The sequence below is a fragment of the Kitasatospora sp. NPDC059673 genome, from assembly GCF_042734215.1.
In the GTDB taxonomy this organism is placed as follows: domain Bacteria; phylum Actinomycetota; class Actinomycetes; order Streptomycetales; family Streptomycetaceae; genus Kitasatospora.
The window spans coordinates 58,476-80,783 of sequence record NZ_JBHWEN010000013.1; the positions used below are offsets into that span (position 1 = coordinate 58,476).

General features: G+C 74.9%; 19 protein-coding genes. 15 read left to right on the top strand and 4 right to left on the bottom strand.

Annotated features, from left to right (window positions below):
• The first annotated feature begins 35 nt into the window (after nt 1-35).
• The 10 genes from ACFV18_RS17170 (at nt 36) to ACFV18_RS17215 (ending at nt 11,480) form a co-directional block, all read left to right on the top strand.
• Nucleotides 36-668, top strand: a complete 633-nt coding sequence (locus ACFV18_RS17170) for an SAF domain-containing protein (RefSeq protein WP_380483904.1) — start codon at nt 36-38, stop codon at nt 666-668.
• A complete protein-coding gene (locus ACFV18_RS17175; protein WP_380483906.1) occupies nt 668-2,038 on the top strand; it encodes a hypothetical protein in 1,371 nt (456 codons plus the stop codon). The genes ACFV18_RS17170 and ACFV18_RS17175 overlap by 1 nt, the downstream gene beginning before the upstream one ends.
• A complete protein-coding gene (locus ACFV18_RS17180) occupies nt 2,028-3,623 on the top strand; it encodes a CpaF family protein (protein ID WP_380483908.1) in 1,596 nt (531 codons plus the stop codon). Before ACFV18_RS17175 ends, ACFV18_RS17180 begins: the two co-directional genes overlap by 11 nt.
• The gene (locus tag ACFV18_RS17185) at nt 3,623-4,600 is read left to right on the top strand and encodes a type II secretion system F family protein (protein ID WP_380483910.1); all 978 of its coding nucleotides are present in this window, start codon (nt 3,623-3,625) and stop codon (nt 4,598-4,600) included. Before ACFV18_RS17180 ends, ACFV18_RS17185 begins: the two co-directional genes overlap by 1 nt.
• The gene (locus ACFV18_RS17190; RefSeq protein WP_380483912.1) at nt 4,597-5,484 is read left to right on the top strand and encodes a hypothetical protein; all 888 of its coding nucleotides are present in this window, start codon (nt 4,597-4,599) and stop codon (nt 5,482-5,484) included. The genes ACFV18_RS17185 and ACFV18_RS17190 overlap by 4 nt, the downstream gene beginning before the upstream one ends.
• Before the next feature lie 43 nt (nt 5,485-5,527).
• A complete protein-coding gene (locus tag ACFV18_RS17195; RefSeq protein WP_035868447.1) occupies nt 5,528-5,797 on the top strand; it encodes a hypothetical protein in 270 nt (89 codons plus the stop codon).
• 80 nt (nt 5,798-5,877) lie between these two features.
• Entirely contained in the window at nt 5,878-6,240 is a 363-nt protein-coding gene (locus ACFV18_RS17200) for a TadE family protein (RefSeq protein WP_380483914.1), read from the top strand.
• A gap of 11 nt (nt 6,241-6,251) precedes the next feature.
• Nucleotides 6,252-6,674 (top strand): TadE/TadG family type IV pilus assembly protein, encoded by a 423-nt coding sequence (locus ACFV18_RS17205; protein WP_380483916.1) that lies wholly within the window; start codon nt 6,252-6,254, stop codon nt 6,672-6,674.
• A 70-nt stretch (nt 6,675-6,744) separates the two neighbouring features.
• On the top strand, nt 6,745-7,140 hold the full coding sequence (locus ACFV18_RS17210) for a hypothetical protein (protein WP_380483918.1): 396 nt from the start codon (nt 6,745-6,747) through the stop codon (nt 7,138-7,140).
• Complete coding sequence (locus ACFV18_RS17215; protein ID WP_380483921.1) at nt 7,140-11,480, top strand: BTAD domain-containing putative transcriptional regulator; 4,341 nt, start codon at nt 7,140-7,142, stop codon at nt 11,478-11,480. The genes ACFV18_RS17210 and ACFV18_RS17215 overlap by 1 nt, the downstream gene beginning before the upstream one ends.
• A gap of 180 nt (nt 11,481-11,660) precedes the next feature.
• Here the strand turns inward: ACFV18_RS17215 and ACFV18_RS17220 are convergent, their stop codons facing one another.
• Nucleotides 11,661-12,143: a VOC family protein gene (locus ACFV18_RS17220; protein ID WP_380483923.1), complete on the bottom strand. Its 483-nt coding sequence runs from the start codon at nt 12,141-12,143 to the stop codon at nt 11,661-11,663.
• A gap of 237 nt (nt 12,144-12,380) precedes the next feature.
• Between ACFV18_RS17220 and ACFV18_RS17225 the strand changes: the two genes are divergently transcribed.
• Complete coding sequence (locus tag ACFV18_RS17225) at nt 12,381-13,187, top strand: nucleotidyltransferase (protein WP_380483925.1); 807 nt, start codon at nt 12,381-12,383, stop codon at nt 13,185-13,187.
• 7 nt (nt 13,188-13,194) lie between these two features.
• Here the strand turns inward: ACFV18_RS17225 and ACFV18_RS17230 are convergent, their stop codons facing one another.
• Together ACFV18_RS17230 and ACFV18_RS17235 are read right to left on the bottom strand one after the other, a co-directional pair.
• The gene (locus ACFV18_RS17230) at nt 13,195-14,280 is read right to left on the bottom strand and encodes a hypothetical protein (protein WP_380483927.1); all 1,086 of its coding nucleotides are present in this window, start codon (nt 14,278-14,280) and stop codon (nt 13,195-13,197) included.
• Between the two features lie 44 nt (nt 14,281-14,324).
• Nucleotides 14,325-14,864, bottom strand: a complete 540-nt coding sequence (locus ACFV18_RS17235; protein WP_380483928.1) for a DUF4240 domain-containing protein — start codon at nt 14,862-14,864, stop codon at nt 14,325-14,327.
• Between the two features lie 60 nt (nt 14,865-14,924).
• Here ACFV18_RS17235 and ACFV18_RS17240 point away from each other — a divergent pair, with 60 nt between their 5' ends.
• From ACFV18_RS17240 to ACFV18_RS17250, 3 genes are all read left to right on the top strand, one after another.
• Nucleotides 14,925-15,926, top strand: coding sequence for a zinc-binding dehydrogenase (locus ACFV18_RS17240; RefSeq protein WP_380483930.1), 1,002 nt, complete (start codon nt 14,925-14,927; stop codon nt 15,924-15,926).
• Nucleotides 15,927-16,072: 146 nt separating this feature from the next.
• Nucleotides 16,073-17,116, top strand: a complete 1,044-nt coding sequence (locus tag ACFV18_RS17245) for a S66 peptidase family protein (RefSeq protein ID WP_380483932.1) — start codon at nt 16,073-16,075, stop codon at nt 17,114-17,116.
• A 131-nt stretch (nt 17,117-17,247) separates the two neighbouring features.
• Nucleotides 17,248-19,593: a hypothetical protein gene (locus tag ACFV18_RS17250; RefSeq protein ID WP_380483934.1), complete on the top strand. Its 2,346-nt coding sequence runs from the start codon at nt 17,248-17,250 to the stop codon at nt 19,591-19,593.
• Between the two features lie 193 nt (nt 19,594-19,786).
• Here ACFV18_RS17250 and ACFV18_RS17255 read toward each other — a convergent pair whose 3' ends face one another.
• Nucleotides 19,787-20,194, bottom strand: coding sequence for a carboxymuconolactone decarboxylase family protein (locus ACFV18_RS17255; protein WP_380483936.1), 408 nt, complete (start codon nt 20,192-20,194; stop codon nt 19,787-19,789).
• Between the two features lie 411 nt (nt 20,195-20,605).
• On the opposite strand from ACFV18_RS17255, the gene ACFV18_RS17260 reads away from it, so the two are divergent.
• On the top strand, nt 20,606-22,240 hold the full coding sequence (locus ACFV18_RS17260) for an ABC-F family ATP-binding cassette domain-containing protein (RefSeq protein ID WP_380483938.1): 1,635 nt from the start codon (nt 20,606-20,608) through the stop codon (nt 22,238-22,240).
• The last annotated feature ends 68 nt before the right edge of the window (nt 22,241-22,308 follow it).

Consider the following 22,308-nt stretch of genomic DNA (forward strand, 5'->3'; position numbering starts at 1 on the left):
GAGTGAGAGGCCGCGAAGCGGTGGAGAACCGAAGCATGCCGACCCCGCCGCGCCGCCTCGGCGTCCGCCGCCGCCGGCCCGCCGTGCTGGCGATGGCGACCGCCCTGATCGCGGCCGGCGGCCTGGGCGGCGCGGTGCTGTACAACAGCAGCGGCCAGCGGATCGCCGTCCTGGCGCTGGCCCGCGACGTTCCGATGGGCCAGGTCATCGGCAACGACGACCTGGTGGTCGCGCACATCGCCGGCGACCCCGCACTGCACCCGCTGGACGCCCGCGACCTGCCACGCACCGTCGGACTGCGCGCCACCACCGACCTCAAGCGCGGCGCCCTGCTGGTCAAGTCCGACCTGACCAGCGACCCCGCCACCCAGCCCGGCCAGCAGATCGTCGGCGTCGCCGCCAAACGCTCCCAACTGCCCGCCACCCGGCTGCAACCCGGACTCCAGGTCCTGATCGTCTACACCCCCGACAGCACCAAGACCGACGGCAGCACCCGCACCCCCGACACCATGACCGCCACCGTCTCCGCCGTCGGCCGCGCCGACCCCGACGGCACCACCGTCATCGACGTCGCCATCGGTCCCGCCGACGGACCCCGACTCGCCTCCTGGGTGGCCGGCGGCAAGTTCCAGGTGATCCTCGCACCCCGAAACGCCGGGGGCTCCTGATGACCGTGGTGGCCGTCCTCGGCGGGCCGGGGGCGCCCGGGGCCACCAGCAGCGCCCTCGCCCTGCTGCTGTCCTGGCCGCTGCGCCCGGGCCGCCGGGTGCTGCTCGCCGAGTGCGACCCCGACGGCGGCGCGATCCTGGCCGGCGCCCTGGAAGGCCGCGTCGAGGCGGTGTACGGGCTGCGCAACCTCGCGGTCGCCGACCGGCGCGGACTGCTCGCCCAGACCCTGTGGGAACAACTGCTGGACGTCTCCCCGCAGGGCTCCGGCGAGCGCCTGCTGCTGCCCGGACTCACCGACCCCGCCCAGGCCCCCGGCCTCGCCTACACCTGGGAACCCCTGGTGGAGGCGCTGCGCGCGCTCGAACCCGAGGGCTACGACGTGATCCTCGACCTCGGCCGCTCCGGCGCCAACGGCCCGATGGCGGTCCTCGCCCGGCGCGCCGACGTGGTGGCCGCGACCGTCCGCACCACCCTGCGCGGGCTGTCCGCCGCCCGGCCCCGGCTGGCCGCGCTGCGCGAGGACCTCGACACCCACGGCACCGGCTCGGACAGCCTCGGACTGCTGCTGGTCGCCGAAGGCCCCTACCCCGACCACGAGGTGTCGCGGCAGTTCCAGCTGCCCGTCCTCGGCACCCTCACGCACGCACCGCGCACCGCCCGGGTGCTGTCCGACGGCGGCGACACCACCGACCGGCGGTTCATCCGCTCCGAGCTGATGCGCACCGCGCGGACCACCGCCGACCGGATCCAGCACCACGCGGAGGGGCGCCGGCGACGTCTCGGGCCGCAGGGACAGCAGCAGGTTCCGCCGCAGCAGCTCCCGAGGCCGCAGGCGCAGCCCGTCCAGCCGCCGCCCCAGCCGCAGTCGCTGACGTACCAGGTACCGGCCCCGCAGCCGCCCGTTCACCAGCAGGCCGTACCCTCGCAGCAGATGACGCAGCAACAGATGACGCCCCCACAGGCGGCGCCCCCCGCAGCCCCGTTCGCGCAGCAGCCGTTCACGCAGCCGCCGTTCGCCGCCGGGCCGGTGGGCGGACGCCCGGCCCAGCCGTACCCGCCGCAGGCCCACCAGCCACCGGCTCAGCAGCCGTACCCGCAGCAGCAGTACCCGGCCCAGGCCCAGCCGTTCCTGCCACCGCCCGTCCAGCCGCAGCCCGTGCAGCCCCAGCCGGTGCAGCCGCAGCGGCCGCAGGGGAGCGGGCAGTTCACCGGGGAATGGCCGATCCGGGTGGAGAGCCAGCCGCAGATCTCCTACACCGCGCCGTACATCGCGCCGCCCGTGGTGCCGCAGCCGCCCGCGCCCGCGCCGTTCCCCGGGCAGGACGACGGGCCCGAGGACGGGCGGGGGGAGGTGCACCGTGCGCGCTAACCCCTACCAGGGGCCGCCGCCCCACCAGGTCGGGCAGCCCGTCAACGGGCAGGTGGTGTACGGCGGTTCGCCGAACGCCGCCGGGCTGCCGTGGGCCACCCCCGCTGTCCCCGCGCCGATGCCCGCCGCACCCGTGCCCCCGACCGGCCCGGTGGCGGCCGTGCCCGCCGCCGTGCCCGCGCTCGCCCCGGCCGGGGCGGTGCCCGCCGTGGACCCGCAGGTCGCACGGGAGTTGAAGCGGCAGGTCGCGGCCGAGCTGCACCAGCAGCTGTCCCGGCTGCACGAGGCGTCCGGCAGCGAGGCCGACCGGGCCACCCGGCGCCAGCGCGGACGGGCCCTGATCGAGGAGGCGGTGGCCCGCTGGTCCGACGCCTACGCGCAGACCCACGGCATCCCGCCCACCCGCGAGCAGGACCGGGCGCTCGCCGAGGCCGTCTACGACCTGCTGTTCCGCGCCGGGCGGCTCCAGCCCTACCTGGACGACCCGGAGATCGAGAACATCCTGATCAACGGCTGCGACGACGTGTGGGTCTCCCGGGTGCACCAGCCGCTGCGGCAGGTCCCCCCGGTCGCCGACACCGACGAGGAACTGATCGAGCTGCTCCAGGACCTGGCCCGCCAGCACGGCGGCGGCGAGCGCAGCCTGTCCACCGCCAGCCCGATGCTCGCGCTGCGCCTGGAGGGCGGCATGCGCCTGCAGGCGATGACCGAGGTCACCCCGCGCCCCTACGTGGCGATCCGCCGCCACCGGGTGGCCAGCGCCAACCTCCGCGACCTGGTCCAACTCGGCACCGTGGACACCACCTTGGCCGCGTTCCTGGCCGCCGCCATCCGGGCCCGGAAGAACGTGATGATCACCGGCACCCAGGGCGTCGGCAAGACCAGCCTGCTGCGCGCGATGGCCGCCGAGATCCCGCCGGACGAGCGGATCGGCACCCTGGAGTCCGAGTTCGAACTGTGGCTGCACACCCTCGGCCACCTGCGCCAGGTCGTCCCGATGGAAGCCCGCGAAGGCAACGGCGAACGGGTGGACGGCCGCCTCGCCGGAGAGCTGACGATCGGTGAACTCATCCCCGCCGCACTGCGGATGACACTCTCCCGGATCATCGTCGGCGAGGTCCGCTCCGGCGAAGTGGTGCCGATGCTGCGGGTGATGACCAACGGCGAGGGCGGCTCGATGTGCACCCTGCACGCCCGCGGCCCGCACATGGTGGTCGACCGGATCGCCGAACTCTGCCTCGAGTACGGCTCCCACATGACCGACAGCCTGGCGTACCGGCTCACCGCCAACGCCATCGACTTCATCGTGCACGTCACCATGGTCGACGAGACCGCCGTCGGCGGCCGCCGGCACCGGTTCGTCTCGCACGTCCTGGAAGTGGCCGGCCTCGGCGAGTCCGGACGGCCCGCCATGAACACCGTCTTCGGGCCGCGCCCGGAACTCGGCGAGGTACGGGCCGTCCCCGTCACCCCGCCGCACTGCCTGGACGACCTGCGCCGGGCCGGCTTCGACGCGGGACTGCTCGCCTCCCCCTACGGGACCTGGGGCGCGCCGCTGAACCTGCGGATCGGGGGGATGCGCTGATGCTCCTGTACGTGCTGTGCGGACTGCTCACCGCCGGCGGACTGGTGGCCCTGGTCACCGGACTGACCGGACGGCGGGCCGACCCCGAGGAGCGGGCCAACCCGCTGGAAGGACGGCTGCACACCCTCTGGTACGGCGCACCCGGCACCGCCTCGCCCGGCGTCGCCCGGCTGCGCCGCATCCAGCTCGCACTGGCCCTGCTCGGCGGCCCGGCCGGCTGGCTGTTCACCGGCATCCCGCTGGTCGCCCTGCTGGTGCCCGCCGCCGTCTTCGGCCTGCCCTGGCTGTTCGACGCCACCCGCTCCGACACCCGCCGGATCGAACGCCTGGAAGCCCTCGCCGAGTGGACCCAGCGCCTCGCCGACGTCCTGCTGCTCGGCGTCGGCCTCAACCAGGCCATCGTGACCAGCCGCCGCACCGCACCCGCCGCCCTGGAGACCGAGATCACCGACCTCGCCGCCCGCCTGCAGGCCCGCTGGCGCCCCGAGGACGCGCTGCGTGCCTTCGCCGACCAACTCGCCGACGCCACCGCCGACAAGGTACTCGCCGCACTGCTGCTGCGGGCCGGCGACAGCGGCCCCGGCCTGGCCCGCGCCCTCGCCGACATGGCCGAATCGGTGCGCGAGGAAGTCCGCCAGCGCCGCACCATCGAAGCCGACCGCGCCAAGCACCGCACCACCATCCGCTGGATGGTCGGCATCATCCTGCTGGTGATCGTGCTCGGCTCCTTCAACTCCACCTACACCCAGCCCTACACCACCGGCATCGGCCAACTCGTCCTCGCCGTCGTCGCGGTGGCCTTCGTACTGGTGATCGCCTGGATGCGCAACCTCGCCTCCTACACCCCGCTGCCGCGGATCCTCGAACAGGACCGGCGCTCCAAGGCCGGCCGGATGCCCGGACAGCGCACCGGCGAGGAGAACACCGCCGAGAGCACCGGCGACGACACCGACCCGCTGGTCAAGGGGGCCCGATGATCTCCCCCTGGGCCGTCCTGGCCGGCGCCGCCGCGGCCGGCGGCCTCGCCCTGCTGCTCGCCGAACTCCGGCCCGCCCCACCCGACCTGGGCCAGGCCCTGGACCGGCTGCACCGCACCCCCGAACCGCGCCGGGACGCGGCCGACGACGCCGCCGACCCCTGGTACGACCGGGTCGGCACCCGCACCCTCCACCTGCCCGGGATCCGCATCCCCCAGCAGGAACTCGCACTGATCGGCCGCAGCCCCGCCCGATTCATGGCACACAAGGTGCTGTTCGCCGTCCTCGGCCTCGCCCTGCCCGGCTGGTTCGCCGCACTGGCCGCGCTGCTCGGCGACGGACTGCCGATCGCCGTCCCCCTGCTGGTCGGACCGCTGCTCGGCGCGCTGCTCTGGTTCGTCCCCGACGGCATCGTGTCCGGCGAGGCCAAGGAGGCCCGCACCGAGTACCTGCACGGCATCGCCGCCTACCTGGAACTCGTCGCCCTGGAACGCGCCGCCGACTGCGGACCCGCCGAAGCCCTCCGCCGCGCCGCCGCCGCCGGCCGAGGCACCGTCTTCCGGCGGATCCGCGACGCCCTGGAACGCGCCGCCACCGACCGGCTCCCGCCCTGGGACGGACTCGACACCCTCGCCCAGGAACTGGGCCTCACCCCGCTCCAGGACGTCGCCGACATCATGCGGATCTCCGGCGTGGACGGCGCCGCCGTCTACGACACCCTGCGGGCCCGCGCCAAGAGCCTGCGCGGCGAACTGCTCTCCGAGGAACTCGCCAAGGCCAACACCGACAGCGAACGGATGGTCGCCCCCGGCTCCGCGCTCACCCTGCTGATGACGGTCCTGATCGTCTTCCCCGCGCTCTATCAGATGCTGACCGTCCAATGACCCTCACCACCACCCCCCGCCACCTTGCACCGGAGAACACACCATGACCCGAATCCGCGCCCTGGCCACGGCAGTTCTGCTGCCGCTGCTGTTCCCCGTCCACCTGCTGCGCCCCGTCCTCGAGTTCCGCCTGGTCAAGCTGCGCGCCGCCCGGGCCTCCGGTGACCGCGGCGCGATCAGCATCGAACTGGCCCTCGCCGTCATCGTGCTGGTCGCCATCGCCGGCGCCGTGGTCTACGCGATCACCCAGCTCGGCACCAACGTGAAGAACAAGATCCCGCAGAACGTGCCGGACGGGGGCCAGGCACCGTGACCTCCCGCCCGCCCCGGTCCGTCGCCCGACCCGCGCTGACGGCCCGGAAGTTCCGCGGACGCACGCTCGACGCGGGAGCGATGGCGATCAGCCTCGCCATCGTCTTCCCCGCCGTGCTGTTCGTCATCCTCCTGGTGGTGCAGGCCGGACTCTGGTGGTACGCCGACCAGGCCGCGCTGACCGCCGCCCGGGAGGGCGTGGACGCCGGACGCGTCAACGGCGCGCGCGCGGACGACGGGCCGAGGCGGGCCCAGGACTTCACCGACCGGCTCGGCAACCTCGCCCGGCTGGAGCGCATCGACACCGACGGCGGCGACCCCGAGCTGTACCGGCTGTCCGTCACCGTCCACCCGGCGTCCGTGCTGCCGTTCTTCGACCGGCTGACGCTCACCAAGACCGCCAGCGCGCCCCGGGAGAAGTTCGTTCCGCAGGGGCAGCCGTGACGGGCCGACGGATGAGAGGCGACCGGGGGTCGTTCGCGGTCGAGGCCGCCATCGTGGTGCCCGTGGTGCTCGCCTTCGCGCTGATGGCGGTCGCCGCCGGGCGCGTCCAGAGCACCGGCGCGATCGTGGACGCCGCCGCCCGCTCCGGCGCGCGCGCCGCGTCGCTGGCCCGCACCCCCGAGGGCGCCCGGCAGGCCGCCGCGGACGCGGTGAGACAAGCCCTCGACGACCGCGGCGTGAGTTGCGCGACCGAGCCCGTGGGGGAGCCCGAGTACGGCATCCTGAACACCGACGGCGAACCGCTCACCACCATCACCGTCCGGGTTTCCTGCACCGTCGCGTTCGGCGACCTGATGGAACTGGACGGCCTGCCCGGCCACAAGACGCTCACCGGTACATTCACCTCCGTGGTGGACCGCTACCGGGGAAACTGATCACACGTCAGGGGGAGGGACCGTGAACGAACGAGGCGTGAACTGCCGTGACCGGGGCAGCATTTCGGTCATGGTCGCCGTCACCGCCGTCAGCCTGGTGGCCGTGGTCGGCCTGGTACTCGACTGCGGCGGCCGGCTGCGTGCCGTCGAACGGACCGACGCGCTCGCCCAGGAAGCCGCCCGGGCCGGCGGCCAGCAGCTCGACATCGACGCGCTGCGGGCCGGCCAGGGCTACCGCTTCGACCGGGCCGCCGCCGAACGGGCCGCCACCGCCTACCTGCGCAGCCACGGCATCAAGGGCGCCATCGGCTTCCCGAACCCGAACGACCTCCAGACGTTCAGCGTCACCGTCGAAACGGACTACCCGACCGCGCTGCTCGGCCTGGTCGGCATCACCACACTCCCCGTGCAGGGCCACGGCAAGGCCACCCTGGTGCACGGCATCACGGAAGGGACGACCGGCTGATGGCCGCGCGCGGAGCCGACGACCAGCACCGCAAGGGCCGCCAGGGGCGGCGACCGCACCCCGGCGGCACCCCGCCCGCGCAGCCCGGGCGCCCCGCCGCGCAGCTCGGGCGCCCCGCCCGGCGGCGCGGCGCCGGCGGCTCGGTACTCGCCGCGCTCGGCTCGCTGCTGGCACTGGCCGCGCTGCTGATCGGCGTGCCCGCCCTGCTCGGCTACGGCACCGCCACCGTCGCCGCGATGGGCAACCCGCTGAGCCGCGGCCTGGTGGAGGCCCTCACCAGCCCCGACGACGGCAGCCTGTTCCTGTGGCTGCTGGTCGCCGTCGGCTGGCTCGGCTGGCTGTGCTTCCTGATCTCCGTGCTGATCGAGATCCCCGCCCAGCTGCGCGGCCGGGTGGCCCGCCGGATCCCCGCCTTCGGCTGGAGCCAGCGGATCGCCGCCGGCCTGGTCGGCTCCGTGCTCGCCCTCCTCCCGGTGGCCGGCTCGGCCTTCGCCGCCACCCCCGAACTCCCCGAACGCCCCGCCGCCGTCGCCCAGTTGACGGCCTCCCCGGCGCTCGCCGCACTGCCCGCCGCCGCCCCCGCCACCACGCCCACCGCCGACCCCCAGCAGCCCACGTACACGGTGCGCGACACCCGGCCCGCCGACAGCCTGTGGACCATCGCCGAACGCCAACTCGGCTCCGGCGAACGCTGGACCGAGATCGCCAAGCTCAACGCGGGCCGCCCGATGGACGAATCCGGCACCCGCTTCGACGCCGACCGGCCGATCCAGCCCGGTTGGCGGCTGCTGATGCCCGCCGACGCCAAGCCCGACGCGGCGGGCGGCGGGCACGGTGGCGGCGACGCGGCGGGTGGCACGGCGGGCGGCGGGAACGCCACCGCCGGTGGGGGCACGCAGAGTGCCGCCGTCACGCCGCCCGGGCTGAGCGCGCCCGCGCACGCCACCGTCACCGTGCACTCCGGGGACTCGCTGTCCGGTATCGCGCAGCGGGAGCTGGGCGACGGGGACCGCTGGCCCGAGCTGTTCGAGGCCAACAAGGGCGTCACCGCGCCCGACGGCGAGAAGCTCACCGACCCGGACGTGCTGGCGCCCGGGATGGTGCTCAGCATGCCCGGGGCTCCGGCCGCGCAGCCGCCTGCGGCGGGGCAGCCCGCCGGTCAGCCGTCGGCCGGTCAACCGTCGGCCGGTCAACCGTCGGCCGGTCCGCCGCCCGCGTCGCAGGCCCCGGCGGTGCCGCGCAGCCACGCGCCCGAGCGGCCCGAGCGCGACGAGGTGCCCGTCGTCCAGCCCTCGGCGCCCGCTGCGCAGAGCCCGGCTGCGCAGAGCCCTGCGGCCGAGAGCCCGGCCGCGCAGAGCCCTGTGGCCGAGAGCCCGGCCGCGCAGAACCCCGCAGCGCAGAGCCCGGCGGCGCAGAACCCGGCCGAGCAGACGCCCGCGCCGTCCGCCGGTGCCGAGACGCCCGCGCCGCAGGACAGCGCGCCTGCCGCCAACCTGCCCGCCGTCCGCGACCAGCAGGCCCGCCACGGCGACGACTACACCGTGCCGCTGGCGGTCTCCACCGTCGGCGTGCTGATGGCCGCCGCGCTGATCAGCCTGGTCGCCCGCCGCCGCACCGACCAGCAGCGGGCCCGCCGCCCCCGGCACCGGATCGCCCTGCCGTCCGCCCCCGCCGGCCGCTTCGAGGCCGAGCTGAAGGCCCGCCAGAACGACAGCGGCCTGGAACTGCTCAACCGCGCGCTGCGCACCCTCGGCCGCAACACCGTCCGCGGCGACAAGCGGCTGCCCGCCCTGGTCGCCGCCCGGATCACCACCGCCGGCACCGTCGAACTGCACCTCGCCGCACCCGCCGTGCCGATCGCCCCGTTCCGGGCCGCGCACGCCCCCAACGTGTGGTGGTGCCCGGACGACTCCAACGAGTTGCTGTCCGCCGGGCAGGCCGCCAAGTACAGCGCCCCCTACCCGGCGCTGGTCACCCTCGGCAACAGCCCCGACGGCTCCACCGTCCTCGCCGACCTGGAGACCGTCCGCCTGGTCCACCTCTCCGGGCACCCCGACGACGCCGACGACGTGCTGCGCACCCTCGCCGTCGAACTCGCCCACAGCCCGCTCGCCGACCGCCTCCACCTGCACCTGGTCGGCATCGCCACCGACCTGCCCGCCGCCGGACCCGCCACCGACCGGGTGCACCACCACGCCACCCTGGAGGCCGCGCTCGCCGCCCTCGGCCCGCGCACCGCCAAGGCCCGCGCCACCCTGGTCGCCGCCGAGGCCGGCAGCCCCCGCGAGGCCCGCAGCCGGGGCAGCGCCGACGAGGCCTGGGTGCCGGAGATCGTGCTCTCCGCGCAGCCGCCCGCCGGTGGCATCCCCGCCGAGCTCGGCCGCCTGCTCGACGGCCGCCCGCGCACCTGCCTGGCCGTCCTCACCCGCGCGCCCGAACGCGGCGCCGGACCGGTCGCCCGCTGGACGCTGCCCGCCACCGGCCAGACCACGTTGCCGGGCCTGCACCTGAGCGTCGAACTCCAGCGCCTGAGCCGCGAACAGTACGACCAGCTCGGCGAACTCGTCCGCGCCTCGGGCGACTTCACCCAGCACCCCGCCCCCGACTGGACCCTCGACGGCCCGCACAACGGCCCCGAGGACGAGGCCGAGATCCCGCTCCCCGCCGTCCCCGCGCTGGCCACCGTCGGCGCCGCGATCGCCGCCCACCCCGGGCCGCTCGGCTTCGAGTCGGACGGTGCCGCGCCGGAACGCGCCGACACCTCGCTCGACGCCCGGCTGATCGCCCTGCTCGGCGGCCCCGGCGGCGCGCAGCAGCACGCCGGGGACGCGCCGGCACCGCTCTCACTGGCCAAGCCCGCCACTGCCTCCACCGAGGGCGACGCGGCCGGACCGCGCCTGCTGGCCCGGGTCGTGCCCACCGGCAGCAGCCCGTTCGCCGGGCTCGTCCCCACCGCGCCCACCAACCCGTACGCCGTCACCCCGGTCACCCCCGTCGCGCCCGCCGAGCCCCGGCACGCCGCCAACGGCCAGGCCCGCAAGGCGACCACTCCGCCGCACGGCACCGTGGTCGATCCGCGCCTCGGGGGGTACCCGGCGCCGGTGGACAGCTCCGTCGGCGGCTCGGTCGGCAGCCCGGTCGGCAGCCCCGTCGAGCCCGAACCGGACGCGGCCGACACCGCCGAACTCCCGCCCGTGGAACCGGTGGTGGAGCCGGAAGCGGTGGTGGAGCCGGTCGCGGACGGCACCCAGTACTTCGAGCTGCCGCCGCCGGAGAGCGCCCCGGAACCTGTCGCGGAACCGATCGTGGACAGCACGCAGTACTTCGAGCTCCCGCCGGTGGAGACCGCTCCGGCCCCTGCCCCGGCCCCCGCCCCTGCGCCCGCCGTGCCGATCCCCGCCCCGGCCGTGGTACCGGCCGTGCCCGAGCCCGCGCCGATCCACGACCAGGCCGAGGCACCCGGCCCGCACGCCGCGAGCGCCGCCGCCCGGCCGTCCGCGCGGCCCGGAAGCACCGCCGCCCGGACCGACAGTGACGACCTGTTGGCGATCCTGCGGTCCCCGGAGGCGCACCACCTGCGCTCCGCGCCGCGGATCCGGCTGCTCGGCCCGGTGGACGTCCTCGGGGTGGCGGGCAGCATCGACCCGGCGGGCCGTCCCCGGCTGACCGAGCTCGCCGCGTACCTGGCGCTGCGCCCGGGCTCCGAGCACTCGGTGATCGACCGGGACATCCACCCCGGTGCCGCCCACCTCGACCCGAAGGCCACCGTGGAGCGGCTCGCCGAACCGCTGCCGGTCAAACTCGCCGCCCTGGCCGCCTGGTTGGGCACCTCCCCGGACGGTCGCGACTACCTGGCCGCCGAGCCCGCCGAGACGTACACGCTGGCGCCGACGGTCGGCTGCGACTGGGACGAGTTCCGCAGCCTGTACCGGCGCGGCATGCGCTCCACCTCCACCACCGCGGACGCGGCACTCGCCCACGCCCTCGCCCTGGTCCGTGGCGCCCCGTTCGCCGAGTCCCCGGCCGGGACGTTCGGCTGGGCGGAGACCGAACGGCAGGACATGCTGGCGGCGATCGTCGACACCGCCCACGAACTCGCCGCCCGCCGCCTCCAGTACGGCGACCACCGCACCGCCGAGGCCGCGATCTTCCGCGCCCTCGCCGTCGCCCCGGACGTCGAACTCCTGCACCGCGACCTGTTCTACGCGTACGCCTCGGCCGGCGCCCGCGACCAGCTCGTCCGCGCCGTCAACCGCCTGGACGCGCTGAGCCGCCGCACCGGCCGCGACCTCGACCCCGACACCGTCGCCCTCCTCCGCGACCTCCTCACCGGAGGCTGAGCGGACGGTCGGCGTGGGGTAGCTTCGCTCGGGCCGTTGACGGGCGCCAAGGACAGGACGGTCCTTGGCGTCCTTGGCGCCCGCGGCCCGTGGTGCTGCGTCCCACGGCGTCGGACTGGTCGGCACCTGTTCGGACGCGCCGCCGCCCGTTGCGTCGGATCAGCCGCCGGTTGCGTAGGATCAGCGGCCCGCGTCGGCCGCGGCCTCCAGGGCGGCGAGGTCGAGCTTGGTCATGTCGAGCATCGCGGTCATCGTCCGCTGCGCCCGCTGCGGGTCGGGGTCGTCCAGCAGCTCGATCAGTCGGCGCGGCACGATCTGCCAGGACAGGCCGTAGCGGTCCTTCAGCCACCCGCACTGGCCGGGCTGCCCGCCGTTCGCCGTCAGCAGCTCCCAGTACCGGTCCACCTCGGCCTGGTCGTCGCAGTCCACCTGGAGCGAGATCGCCTCGTTGAAGGTGAACATCGGCCCGCCGTTCAACGCCCGGTACTCCCGCCCGAACAGTTCGAACGACACCAGCATCACGCTGCCCGCCGGGCCCGGACCGGCCTCCGAGTACCGCTTCACCCCGGTCACCCGGGCATCGCGGAACACCGACACGTAGAACTCGGCAGCCTGCTCGGCCTGGTTGTCGAACCACAGGAACGTGCTGATCTTCTCCGCCATCGGGGAACACCTTTCGTCGCTGGTCAGGGCCTTGTGCGCCCGACGCTAGCCCCGCAGGCCCGGCGAACCCGGGCGGCGCGCCACGGCGGCGGCGTGCCACGGCGTCGGCGGCGTCACGGCGTCGGTGCGCCGCGCCAGCGGTGCGCCAGCGGTGCGCCGCGCCGGTGCAGCGCCACGCCGGCGTCGCGGGGCGGGAGAGCGGGACGAGCGGGTGGGCGGCGTGGAAGAGTCGGGGCCATGACGCTTCCGGATCCCGTCGCCGCCCTGCCCACCGCCGCCGAACAGGCCGCGTCCGACCCGGCCCAACGTGCCCTCGCCGCCCCGCTGCTGGCGGAGTTCACCGCCCGCCTGCGCTCCGTCACCGCCGTCACCGCGCTGTGGGTGCACGGTTCGCTGGCGCTCGGCGACTACCGGCACGGCCGTAGCGACCTCGACCTGATCGCCGTCCTGACGACCGCGCCCGACGCCCGGCTGCGCACCGAACTGTCGGTGCTGCACCAGGAGTTGATCGCCGGGCGGCCAGGCGCGGAGAAGCTGCACTGCACGTACCTCCCACAGGACGCGCTCGCCGACCCGGCCGCCGACCACTTCACCTTCGCCCAGGGCGAGCCGATGGACCGGCCGGTCCCCCCCGTCACCCGGCGCGAACTCCTGGACGGCGGGCTGCGGTTGGCGGGTGTGGCCCCGGACGCGCTGCTGCCCCCGGTCGGCGATCCGGAGCTGCACGCCCACCTCCGCGCCGACCTGCGCGGCTACTGGTACCCGGTCACTGCCCGCCCCGCCCCCTGGCAGCGCGACATCTGGGTGGACTTCGGTCCGGTCATCGCCGCCCGCGCCACCATCGCGCTGCGCGAGAGCCGCCTGGTCACCAAGCGCGAGGCGATCGCCCGACTCCCGTCCCTCGGCGCCCCGTTGGAGCTGGTCGCGGACATCGTCGCCCGGCGCTACGGCACACCGCTGCCGCTCACCGCCGAGCGGCGCGCCCAACGCGCCGAGCAGGCCCGGCTGTTCACCCGGCACGCGATCGAACGGGCGCTGGAGTGACGGGAGTTCAGCCGAGGTCGGACAGTGCGTGGTGCAGTGGCCGGTAGCCGTCGTCCGGGTCGGTGCGCTCGCGCAGGCAGCGGTGCACGGCGGTGGTCAGCTCCAGTCGCGGGCCGATCCGGCGGTCGATCCGGGCCACCGCCAGCCGGCGCCAGGTGAGGGGGGCGACGTCCAGGTTCGCGCGCAGCGGGAGCCACCGGGCGCCCCGGGCGCGGCAGCCGGTCTCGCCGAGGTACCAGAGCGCGCAGTCGAAGACCGGGTCGTCGAACAGGCGAAGGACGTCGGGCAGATGGCCGAGTCCGTGGCGCTCCACCGCCTCCATGACGTCCAGCTTGTCGTCCAGGGCGAGGGCGCGGACGCGCTGCCGCAGCACCTCCTCCAGCACCTCCAACGAGCGTTCGGAGAAGTCGAGTTCACCCTCCCGGCCGGTGGCCCGCGCCCACAGCGGGAACGCCTCCTCGCGCACCGCCAGCCAGCGCGCGAGGTCCTGGCCGGGCCGGCCGGGGTCGAGCACTCCGGGCGCGTCGGGCCGGGGCCGGCTGCCCGGATTCTGCGCGGGCCGGGTGCGGGCCAGCTCCAGCGCCCGTTCGACGGCCGGTTCCCAGAACGCGTACCCCTCCAGGGTCTCCGTCAGCCGGTCGGTCGCATCCGGGCCGGCCGCCGCGATCACCGCGTCGATCGGGCCGCACAGCGGGAAGTCGTCCTCGCACAACTCCTCCGCCTCGGCCAGCTCTTCGGCCTCCTCATCGTCCAGCGCCTCCAGCGGCAGTCGAAGGAGCGGATGGACCTCCCGGCCCAGGAAAGGGCGCGGTTCGGGCGAACAGTGCCACAGCGCACCGTAGTTGCGGACATGCACCTCGCCGAGATACCACGCCGCCGCCGTCAGGAAGGGCCCGTCCCAGTTCGCGGCCGCCTGCTCCCGGTCCGGGTAGCGCTCCCGGATCGCCCGCTCCAGCCGGGGCAGCGAGTCCGTTCCGAAGTCCCAGCCCCCGCCGGTGAGTTCGGACCAGGTGGGGAATGCTTCCCGCGCGGCGGTCAGCCAGTCGTTCAAGCGGGGGTTGTCGCGCCACGCGGGATCGTCGATATTGGTCACGAGGATTGACAATAGGCGGACGTTCGGACGGAGTTGACGGGGCGTCAGCGGGCGAACAGGGCGGTGAGCCCCGGCAGGCGGGCCGTGGTCTGTTCGGCCGTCCAGAGTTCGCCCACGGGTCCCGCGTTCAGCGGGCTCTCGTGGCCGTCGGCGAGCAGCGCCTCCTCCAGGCCGTCCTCCTCGCCCGTCAGTTCCTCCCAGGCACCGGCGGCGCAGTAGTCGAGCTCCTCCCAGTCGGGGACGAAGCGCTCGTCCTGGGCGGCCAGGGTGCGGAACTCGGGGAGGTCGGCGAGCGCGTCCGGGTCATGGACGGCCAGCCGGTGGGCCTCCCGGCCGAGGCCGATCAGCCAGGCGTGGAAGTACCACAGGGTGTCGTCGCTGAGGAAGCCCGGCCCGATCAGCTTCGCCAGCGCGACCGTGGCCACGGTGTCCAGCGGGGCCCGCACCTCGTCCAGGCGCAGCTGGAACTCCCGCACCTCGTCCAGCGACAGTTGCGCCAGCCGTTCGGTCAGCAGCTCGGCGCGGTCGCAGGGCGAGGTGGTCCGGGTCGACTCCACCAGGTCCCAGAAGGTGTTCACGTCCATGCCCGGCATGCTCGCACACCGCGAGGACAGGCCCGCAGGCGGCCTTGACCTCAAGGGCGCTTGAACCTGCACGATGGGCGGGCGGCCGGAACGCCCGGCCGGACGAAGGGCGGAGGCGCGATGCGGGCGGTGTGGCTGCGGGAGTTCGGCGGGCCGGAGGTCCTGGTGCCGGGCGCGGCGCCGGACCCGGTGGCGGGGGAGGGGCAGGTCCTGATCGACGTCGCGCACGCCAACCTGACGTTCGTGGAGACCCAGTTCCGCGCCACCGGGTTCGGGCCGTTCACCGGTGCGCTGCCGATGATCCCCGGCAATGGCGTCGGCGGCACCGTCGCCGCCGTCGGACCCCGCGTCGATCCCGAACTGCTGGGACGGCGCGTCATCTCCACCACCGGCGGCAGCGGCGGCTACGCGGAACGCGCCACCGTCCCCGCCGCCGGACTCCACCTCGTCCCCGACGGGCTCGCCCTGGACGCCGCGACCGCACTGCTTGCCGACGGCCGCACCGCCCGCCTGCTGCTGGAGACCGCCGCACCCGCCCCCGGCGCCCGCGTCCTGGTCCTGGCGGCCGCCGGCGGCGTCGGCACCCTGCTGGTCCAACTCGCCGCCAACGCCGGCCTGCACGTGCTCGCCGCAGCCGGCGGCCCCGCCAAACTCGCGCTGGCCGCCGAACTCGGCGCCGCCGAAACCCTCGACTACCTGCGCCCCGACTGGACCGCCGGAACCGCCCCCGTCGACCTCGTCCTCGACGGCGTCGGCGGCACCCTCGGCCGCACCGCCACCACCCTGCTCCGCCCCGGCGGAAGCCTGCTCAACTACGGCCTGGCGGGCGGAAGTTGGACCGACCTTTCGGCCGAGGAGATCGAGGCCCGCCGCATCACCGTCCTCGGCCTGCGCCCCACCCCGGAGGCCATCCGCGCCGCCACCGCCCACGTCCTCGCCGAAGCCGCCGCCCACCGGCTGCGCCCCGTCATCGGCCGCCGCTTCCCCCTGGCGCAGGCCGCGGACGCACACCGGGCCATCGAGTCGCGGGCCACCCTCGGCAAGACCCTGCTGGACATCTGACATTGCTGCCCGCTGTGTCCAGGAACGCAACTGACGGCCCGTCAATTCCCTGCTGCTTCAGTGGCCTTGGCGTCCGAGCATGGAACGGTAGGCCGTCGCCGGAAATCGGCTCGTGCACGACGGACGGCCTTGGCTAGCATCACGCCATGTCAGACCAGCCGATGTACCCTCCCAAGCCCCGCCCCGGTGACAAGGTCGCCGTCCTCTCGCCGTCCTTCGCCGGGCCGGGCATGTTCCCGCTGCCCCACGAGCTCGGACTGCGCCGCCTGCGCGAGCAGTTCGGACTGGAGCCGGTCGAGTACCCGACCACCCGCAAGCTCGGCGCGAGCCCCGAGGAGCGGGCCGCCGACCTGCACGCCGCGTTCACCGACCCGAGCATCACCGCCGTGATCGCCACCATCGGCGGCGAGGAGCAGCTCAGGCTCATCCCTTACCTGGACGGGGAGTTGCTCCGGGCCCACGCCAAGCCGTTCTTCGGGTACAGCGACAACACCAACCTGCTGGACTTCCTGTGGCGGCACGGGGTGGTCTCCTACCACGGCGGCGCCGTGATGACCGAGTTCGGCCGGCCCGGCGAACTGCACCCCCTCACCGAGGCCTCGCTGCGCGCCGCACTGTTCGAGCGCGGCGAGTTCGAGCTGCGCGAAGCCGAGGACGTCAGCACCGAACTCGGCCGCTGGGAGGACCCGGCGACCTTCGAGCAGCTGCCCGCCGGCGAACCCGCCACCGCCACCCACTGGCACCGCGCCGACCGCGTGGTCGAGGGCGTCAGCTGGGGCGGCAACCTGGAGATCCTGCACTGGATGGCCGCCGCCGACCGCCTGCTGCCCGCCGAGGCGTACGCGGGCTGCGTGCTGGTGCTGGAGACCTCCGAGGAGATGCCGTCCGGCACCGAGGTCCACCGCATCCTGCGCAACCTCGGCGAACGCGGACTGCTGCGCCAGTTCCCCGCCCTGCTGTTCGGCCGCGCCATGGCCTGGTCCTTCGAGCAGCCCAACAACGCCGAGCAGCGCGCCCAGTACCGCGCCGAGCAGCGGGACGCCGTGCTGCGCGCCCTCGACGTGTACGCGCCGGACACCATGGCCGTGTTCGACGTCGATCTCGGCCACACCCAGCCGCAGCAAGTGGTCCCCTACGGCGGCCTGATCCGGGTCGACGGACCCGCCCGCCGCATCACCGTCACCTACTGAGCACCCCAGCGGCCCGCGCCCGGCACCCGCGCCGACCAGCGCGGGTCGCGGCGGGCCGCGCCACCCGCCCTGGCCCGGCCACCCGCCGAGCACGTATCGTGTCCGGGATCGGAAATGTGGTGCAGGGCACCATGGCAAGCGGGCACGACGTCGCGCAGGCGGCGGACGGGGGCGGTGACCTGACGGTGGCTGATGTGGCATCGACGACGGGGGACGGGCCGGCGGCGGCCGACCTGGAGGAGACCTTCAAGCTGCCGACCCAGCCTCCGGGCCCGAAGCAGGGCATCGAACCGCCGCCCGCGAACGACCCGTTCGCCACCTCCGTCAACCTGCGGGTCAACACGACGCCCCCGGACCTCACCCCCGGCGGCAACCGGACCGGCGCACCCACCCCGACCCCGGCGGGCGGCACGCCCGTGCCACCGCCGCCCGCGATGCCGCCCGCGCCGGTCACCACCGGCTGGACCAGCATGATCCCGGTGATCACCGCCGAGACGCCGCCGCCCATCGCGACCGCTCCCGCCGGCCCCGCCGTCCAGGCGCCCGGCACTACGTCAACTCCCGCACCGGCCGGCGGTATCGGCCGCGGCCTGCGCGGACGCATCCTGGTGATCGAGGGCGGCTACGGCGGCGGACGCCGCTGGGGCCGCGGCGGCACCGCGCACGCCTCCGTGCTGTCCGCCGCACTGGCCGGCGTCGCCCCGCAGATCCTGCTCTCCGCCGACCAGGTCGACGCCGTCCACCTGCCCGGCGCCAACGACCCGCAGACCGTGCTGGCCCACCTGCGCGCCGCCGCCCGCCACCCCGGGCCGCTGCTGATCCACCTCGGCGGCCACCTGGTCACCGACCGACGCGGCGACCAGATGTACCTGTCGCTGCGCGAGAACAAGGCGTCCGAGAGCCTCCCGTGGAGCGCCCTCGCCACCGAACTGCGGCACCGCGTCAACGAGTTCGACACCCTGGTGATCGGCGACCTGAGCGCCGACCCGGTGCTGTGGCCACAACTGGTCTCCGCCGCCGGCCAACAGCTCAGCGAGGGCGTGCCGCTGTGGGCCGTGGTCAACCACGACCCCGACCAGCTCGGCACCTTCACCCGCGCGCTGATCGAGACCCTGCACCGCGGCCGCCCCGGCGCCGACCAGCTGCTCACCCCCGAACTCGTCCGCCAGCAGGTCCACTCGGTGCTGCGCCCCGACGCCGTGGTGATCACCGCGCACCCCGGCGAGCGGCCGTGGTTCCGCAACACGGCCCGGCAGATCGGCCCCGCCGACCCCGCCACCACCCGGCCCGTCGCGCCACCGGCCCCGGCCGCCCCGCCCGCCTCCGCTGCCGTGCGCCCCGCCGAACCGGCCCGGCCCCGGCTCGCGCCCGGCTGGACGCCGCGCGTGCTGGTCTCGCTGCGCAAGGCCGGTGTCCCCGCGACGCCCGGGCGGCGTCGGATGATCGTCTCGCTGGTGCGCGGCGTGCCGATGGTGCCGGCGGACACGCCGGTGGTCGATCTCGGCAAGGGGGCCGAGCTGCCTGTTGCGCCCGAGAGCACCGTCCGACTCGGCAAGGACCTCCCCGCCGAAGCCGCCACCACGCCGCCGGTCGAGCTCGCCAAGGCCGCGCCCGCCGCCGAGCCCGCGTTCGCCGCCGCGCCCGCACCGGCCGATCCGCGTGCCGTGCAGTTCGCCAAGGCCGCGCCCGCACCCGCTGCCGCGTCCACCGCCCTGCCCGAACCGGCCGGGGAGCGGCCCTGGTTCGACCCGCTCGCGGCGACCGTTCCGCTGCCCGGTGGGAGCGCGCTGGCCAGCACCCTGCCATTGCCCGACCTTGAGGCGACGGCCCCGACGGTGCCGCTGGAGAAGCCCCAACCTCCGGTCCAGCACGACCCGTTGGCGGCCACCGTGCCACTGGCGAAGCCGCAGCCGGCGGTCAAGCACGACCCGTTGGCGGCGACGGTGCCGCTGGCGCAGAAGACCCCCGCGCCGGTTGCCGAAGCCGCGCCCGCCGCTGCCGCGCCGACCGCGCCCGCCGCAGTTGAGCAGGCCCCGCCCACCGACTACCTGGAGGCGATCGGCCAGATCGTCCGGGCCGCCGAGGCCGGTGACCACGCCACCGCCGCCGCGCTCGCGCTCGCCCTGGAGAACAAGGCGGTCGCCGCGCACGGCAGCCTCGCCCCGGCGGTGCTCCAAGTCCGACAGGTCCGCGCGCACGTCTCCCGGGTGGCCGGACTGCCCGTGCTGGCCGCCGAGTTGTACCGTCAGGTGGCCACCGCACTGCTGCAGACCGAGGGCCCCGACCACCCCGAGACCCAGCGCGCCGCCACCAACGCCGAGGCGTGCTGGCGCGCCGTCAAGGACCCGGCCGAGGCGATCCGCATCGCCCCCGAGATCATAGAGCTCCGCGCCCACCTGCCCGGCCCCGACGGCCGCAAGCTGCGCGCCGCCGAACGCCACCTCCAGAAACTCGCCCACGCCAAGGCCGGTGCGTGATCAAGTAGTTGACGGAACGTCAGCCCTCGGAAATCCGCTCGGCAACGGCGTCGCTCCCGCAGTCCACGACCCGTGGTCCGTGAACTCCCAGTGCTCGGCGGCCTGTTCGGACATCGGGCGGTCTCCCCTGGGGAGCCCGCCACGGATTGCGGCGACGCGATCGGGCCGCCCACGCCACCCGTGAACTCCGGCTTCACTCCTCGCGGACGGGCAACAGGCCGCGCTCGGCGAAGACCCGCTTCGCGGCGAGGGTGGCGTTGATCGCCCGGGGGAACCCGCAGTACGCGGCGGCGTGCAGCAGGGCCTCGACGATCTGCTGAGGCGTCAGGCCGACGTTCAGCGCGGCGTTCACATGGACCTCGACCTGGGGCTCGCAGCCGCCGAGCGCGGTCAGCATGCCGAGGGTGACGAGTTGCCGGTCGCGCGGTGCCAGTGCCGGACGGGAGTAGATCTCGGCGAAGCCCCAGGCGGCGATCTGGTGCACCAGTTCGGGGGAGACGTCCGCCAGCGCCGCCACCACCCGCTCGCCCGCCTCGCCGTCGATGCGCGAGAGGACCTCCATGCCCCGCTCGAAGCGCTCGCGACGGTCGTCCGCAGCCATGCCCGCTCCCTGAGGTCCGTCCGGTGGTCGGGGCCACGGTAGTCGGCGCAGCGCGCCCGGCCGGGCCGCACCGCCCGGCGTCGTCGCCGCACACCCCGACCGGCCCAACGGGACGTGCCTGCCGCGAAAATGCCCCGCGGGAAAAATGGTGCGACGTCCGGCGTGCGGAAGCGCTACACTCGCCGCGACACCGTAGGTACGCGAATTCGCGTGGGACGAAGGACAGAGACGTGGCGGGTGACGACGACATCTCCGGGTGAGATCCGGATCTGACGGCCACCGGGCCGGCGCACAGGAGCGCTGCCGGAGTGGTCCGTTTCGTCGACCCCTTTTTTCGCCCGTCCCCCTGGGCAGTGGCCCGCTTCGCCGTGGCCGTTCCCTGCCCTCTTGCACCTTCGAGGTCTCTTCACCATGTCCGACGCCGCCGTCGTCTGCTCCAACCTGTCCTTCTCCTGGCCGGACGACACCCCGGTCTTCCACGACCTGTCGTTCACCGTGCCGACCGGCCGCACCGGCCTGGTCGCCCCGAACGGGTCCGGCAAGTCCACCCTGCTCCGGCTGATCGCCGGTGAACTCAAGCCCACCGCAGGCTCGGTGACCGTCGCCGGCACTCTCGGGTACCTGCCGCAGACCCTCCCGCTGACCGGGAAACTCACGGTCGCCGAGGTGCTCGGCATCGCCGGTGTGATCCGCGCGCTGGACGCCGTGGAGTCCGGCGACGTCGCCGAGGAGCACTTCGCCACCATCGGCGACGACTGGGACATCGAGGAGCGCACCCGCGCCCAGCTCGACCGCCTCGGTCTCGGCCACCTCGCCCTCGACCGCAGCCTGAGCACGCTCAGCGGCGGCCAGGTGATCTCCCTCGGCCTCGCCGCCCAACTGCTGCGCCGCCCCGACGTGCTGCTGCTCGACGAGCCCACCAACAACCTCGACCTGGCGGCCCGCCACCGGCTGTACGACGTGCTGTCCGAATTCAACGGATGCCTGCTTCTGGTCAGTCACGACCGCGCGCTGCTCGACCGGATGGAGCGGATCGCCGAACTCGACAGCGGCGAACTGCGGCTGTACGGCGGCGACTTCACCGCGTACGAGGAGGCCGTCCGGGGCGAGCGGGAGGTCGCCGAACGCAACGTGCGCAACGCCGAGCAGAACCTGAAGCGGGAGAAGCGCGAGCTCCAGCAGGCCCGCGAGCGCGCCGACAAGCGGGCCAGCAACGCCGCGAAGAACTTGAAGAACGCCGGCCTGCCGAAGATCTTCGCCGGAAACATGAAGCGCGGCGCGCAGGAGGCCGCAGGCCGCTCCGGGCAGGTGCACGCCGCCCGGGTCGACGAGGCCAAGGCCCGCCTCGACGAGGCCGGGCGGGCGCTGCGCGAGGAGCAGCGCCTCAGCCTCGAACTGCCCGACACCCAGGTGCCGTCCGGCCGGACGTTGTTCCACGGCAGCGGCCTGCAGGTCCGGCTCGACGGCGCCGAGGTGTTCGCCCCGGGCGGCCTCGACCTGGTGGTCCGCGGCCCCGAGCGGATCGCGCTGACCGGCCCCAACGGCGCCGGGAAGACCACCCTGATGCGGCTGATCACCGGCGCGCTCACCCCGGACGGCGGCGAACTGCGGCGCGGCGAAGGCCGGATCGCCTACCTCTCGCAGCGCCTGGACCTGCTCGACGAGAACCGCACCGTCGCCGAGAACTTCGCCACCTTCGCGCCCGAGCGCCCGGAGGCGGAGCGGATGAACCTGCTCGCCCGGTTCCTGTTCCGCGGCCCGCGCGCACACCTCCCCGTCGGGGTGCTGTCCGGCGGCGAGCGGCTGCGCGCCACCCTGGCCTGCGTCCTGTGCGCCGAGCCCGCCCCGCAACTGCTGCTGCTCGACGAGCCCACCAACAACCTCGACCTGGTCGGCGTCGGCCAGTTGGAGTCCGCACTGAACGCCTACAAGGGCGCGTTCCTGGTGGTCAGCCACGACGAACGGTTCCTCGCCGAGATCGGTGTCGACCGCCGCCTCCTGCTGTCCGCCGGCACCCTCCGGGAGGCAGCGGCCCCGGCAGTCTGACGCACCGTCCGCCCCCGGCCCGCTCGCGACACCACGTCCGGGCGGGCCGGGGCGAATGCATCGGACTG

Coding starts and splice junctions, on each gene's coding strand:
- ACFV18_RS17170 (WP_380483904.1), top strand. CDS start 36: ATGCCGACCCCGCCGCGCCGCCTCGGCGTCCGCCGCCGCCGGCCCGCC.
- ACFV18_RS17175 (WP_380483906.1), top strand. CDS start 668: ATGACCGTGGTGGCCGTCCTCGGCGGGCCGGGGGCGCCCGGGGCCACC.
- ACFV18_RS17185 (WP_380483910.1), top strand. CDS start 3,623: ATGCTCCTGTACGTGCTGTGCGGACTGCTCACCGCCGGCGGACTGGTG.
- ACFV18_RS17190 (WP_380483912.1), top strand. CDS start 4,597: ATGATCTCCCCCTGGGCCGTCCTGGCCGGCGCCGCCGCGGCCGGCGGC.
- ACFV18_RS17195 (WP_035868447.1), top strand. CDS start 5,528: ATGACCCGAATCCGCGCCCTGGCCACGGCAGTTCTGCTGCCGCTGCTG.
- ACFV18_RS17200 (WP_380483914.1), top strand. CDS start 5,878: ATGGCGATCAGCCTCGCCATCGTCTTCCCCGCCGTGCTGTTCGTCATC.
- ACFV18_RS17205 (WP_380483916.1), top strand. CDS start 6,252: ATGAGAGGCGACCGGGGGTCGTTCGCGGTCGAGGCCGCCATCGTGGTG.
- ACFV18_RS17210 (WP_380483918.1), top strand. CDS start 6,745: ATGGTCGCCGTCACCGCCGTCAGCCTGGTGGCCGTGGTCGGCCTGGTA.
- ACFV18_RS17215 (WP_380483921.1), top strand. CDS start 7,140: ATGGCCGCGCGCGGAGCCGACGACCAGCACCGCAAGGGCCGCCAGGGG.
- ACFV18_RS17220 (WP_380483923.1), bottom strand. CDS start 12,143: ATGGCGGAGAAGATCAGCACGTTCCTGTGGTTCGACAACCAGGCCGAG.
- ACFV18_RS17225 (WP_380483925.1), top strand. CDS start 12,381: ATGACGCTTCCGGATCCCGTCGCCGCCCTGCCCACCGCCGCCGAACAG.
- ACFV18_RS17235 (WP_380483928.1), bottom strand. CDS start 14,864: ATGGACGTGAACACCTTCTGGGACCTGGTGGAGTCGACCCGGACCACC.
- ACFV18_RS17245 (WP_380483932.1), top strand. CDS start 16,073: ATGTCAGACCAGCCGATGTACCCTCCCAAGCCCCGCCCCGGTGACAAG.
- ACFV18_RS17250 (WP_380483934.1), top strand. CDS start 17,248: ATGGCAAGCGGGCACGACGTCGCGCAGGCGGCGGACGGGGGCGGTGAC.
- ACFV18_RS17255 (WP_380483936.1), bottom strand. CDS start 20,194: ATGGCTGCGGACGACCGTCGCGAGCGCTTCGAGCGGGGCATGGAGGTC.
- ACFV18_RS17260 (WP_380483938.1), top strand. CDS start 20,606: ATGTCCGACGCCGCCGTCGTCTGCTCCAACCTGTCCTTCTCCTGGCCG.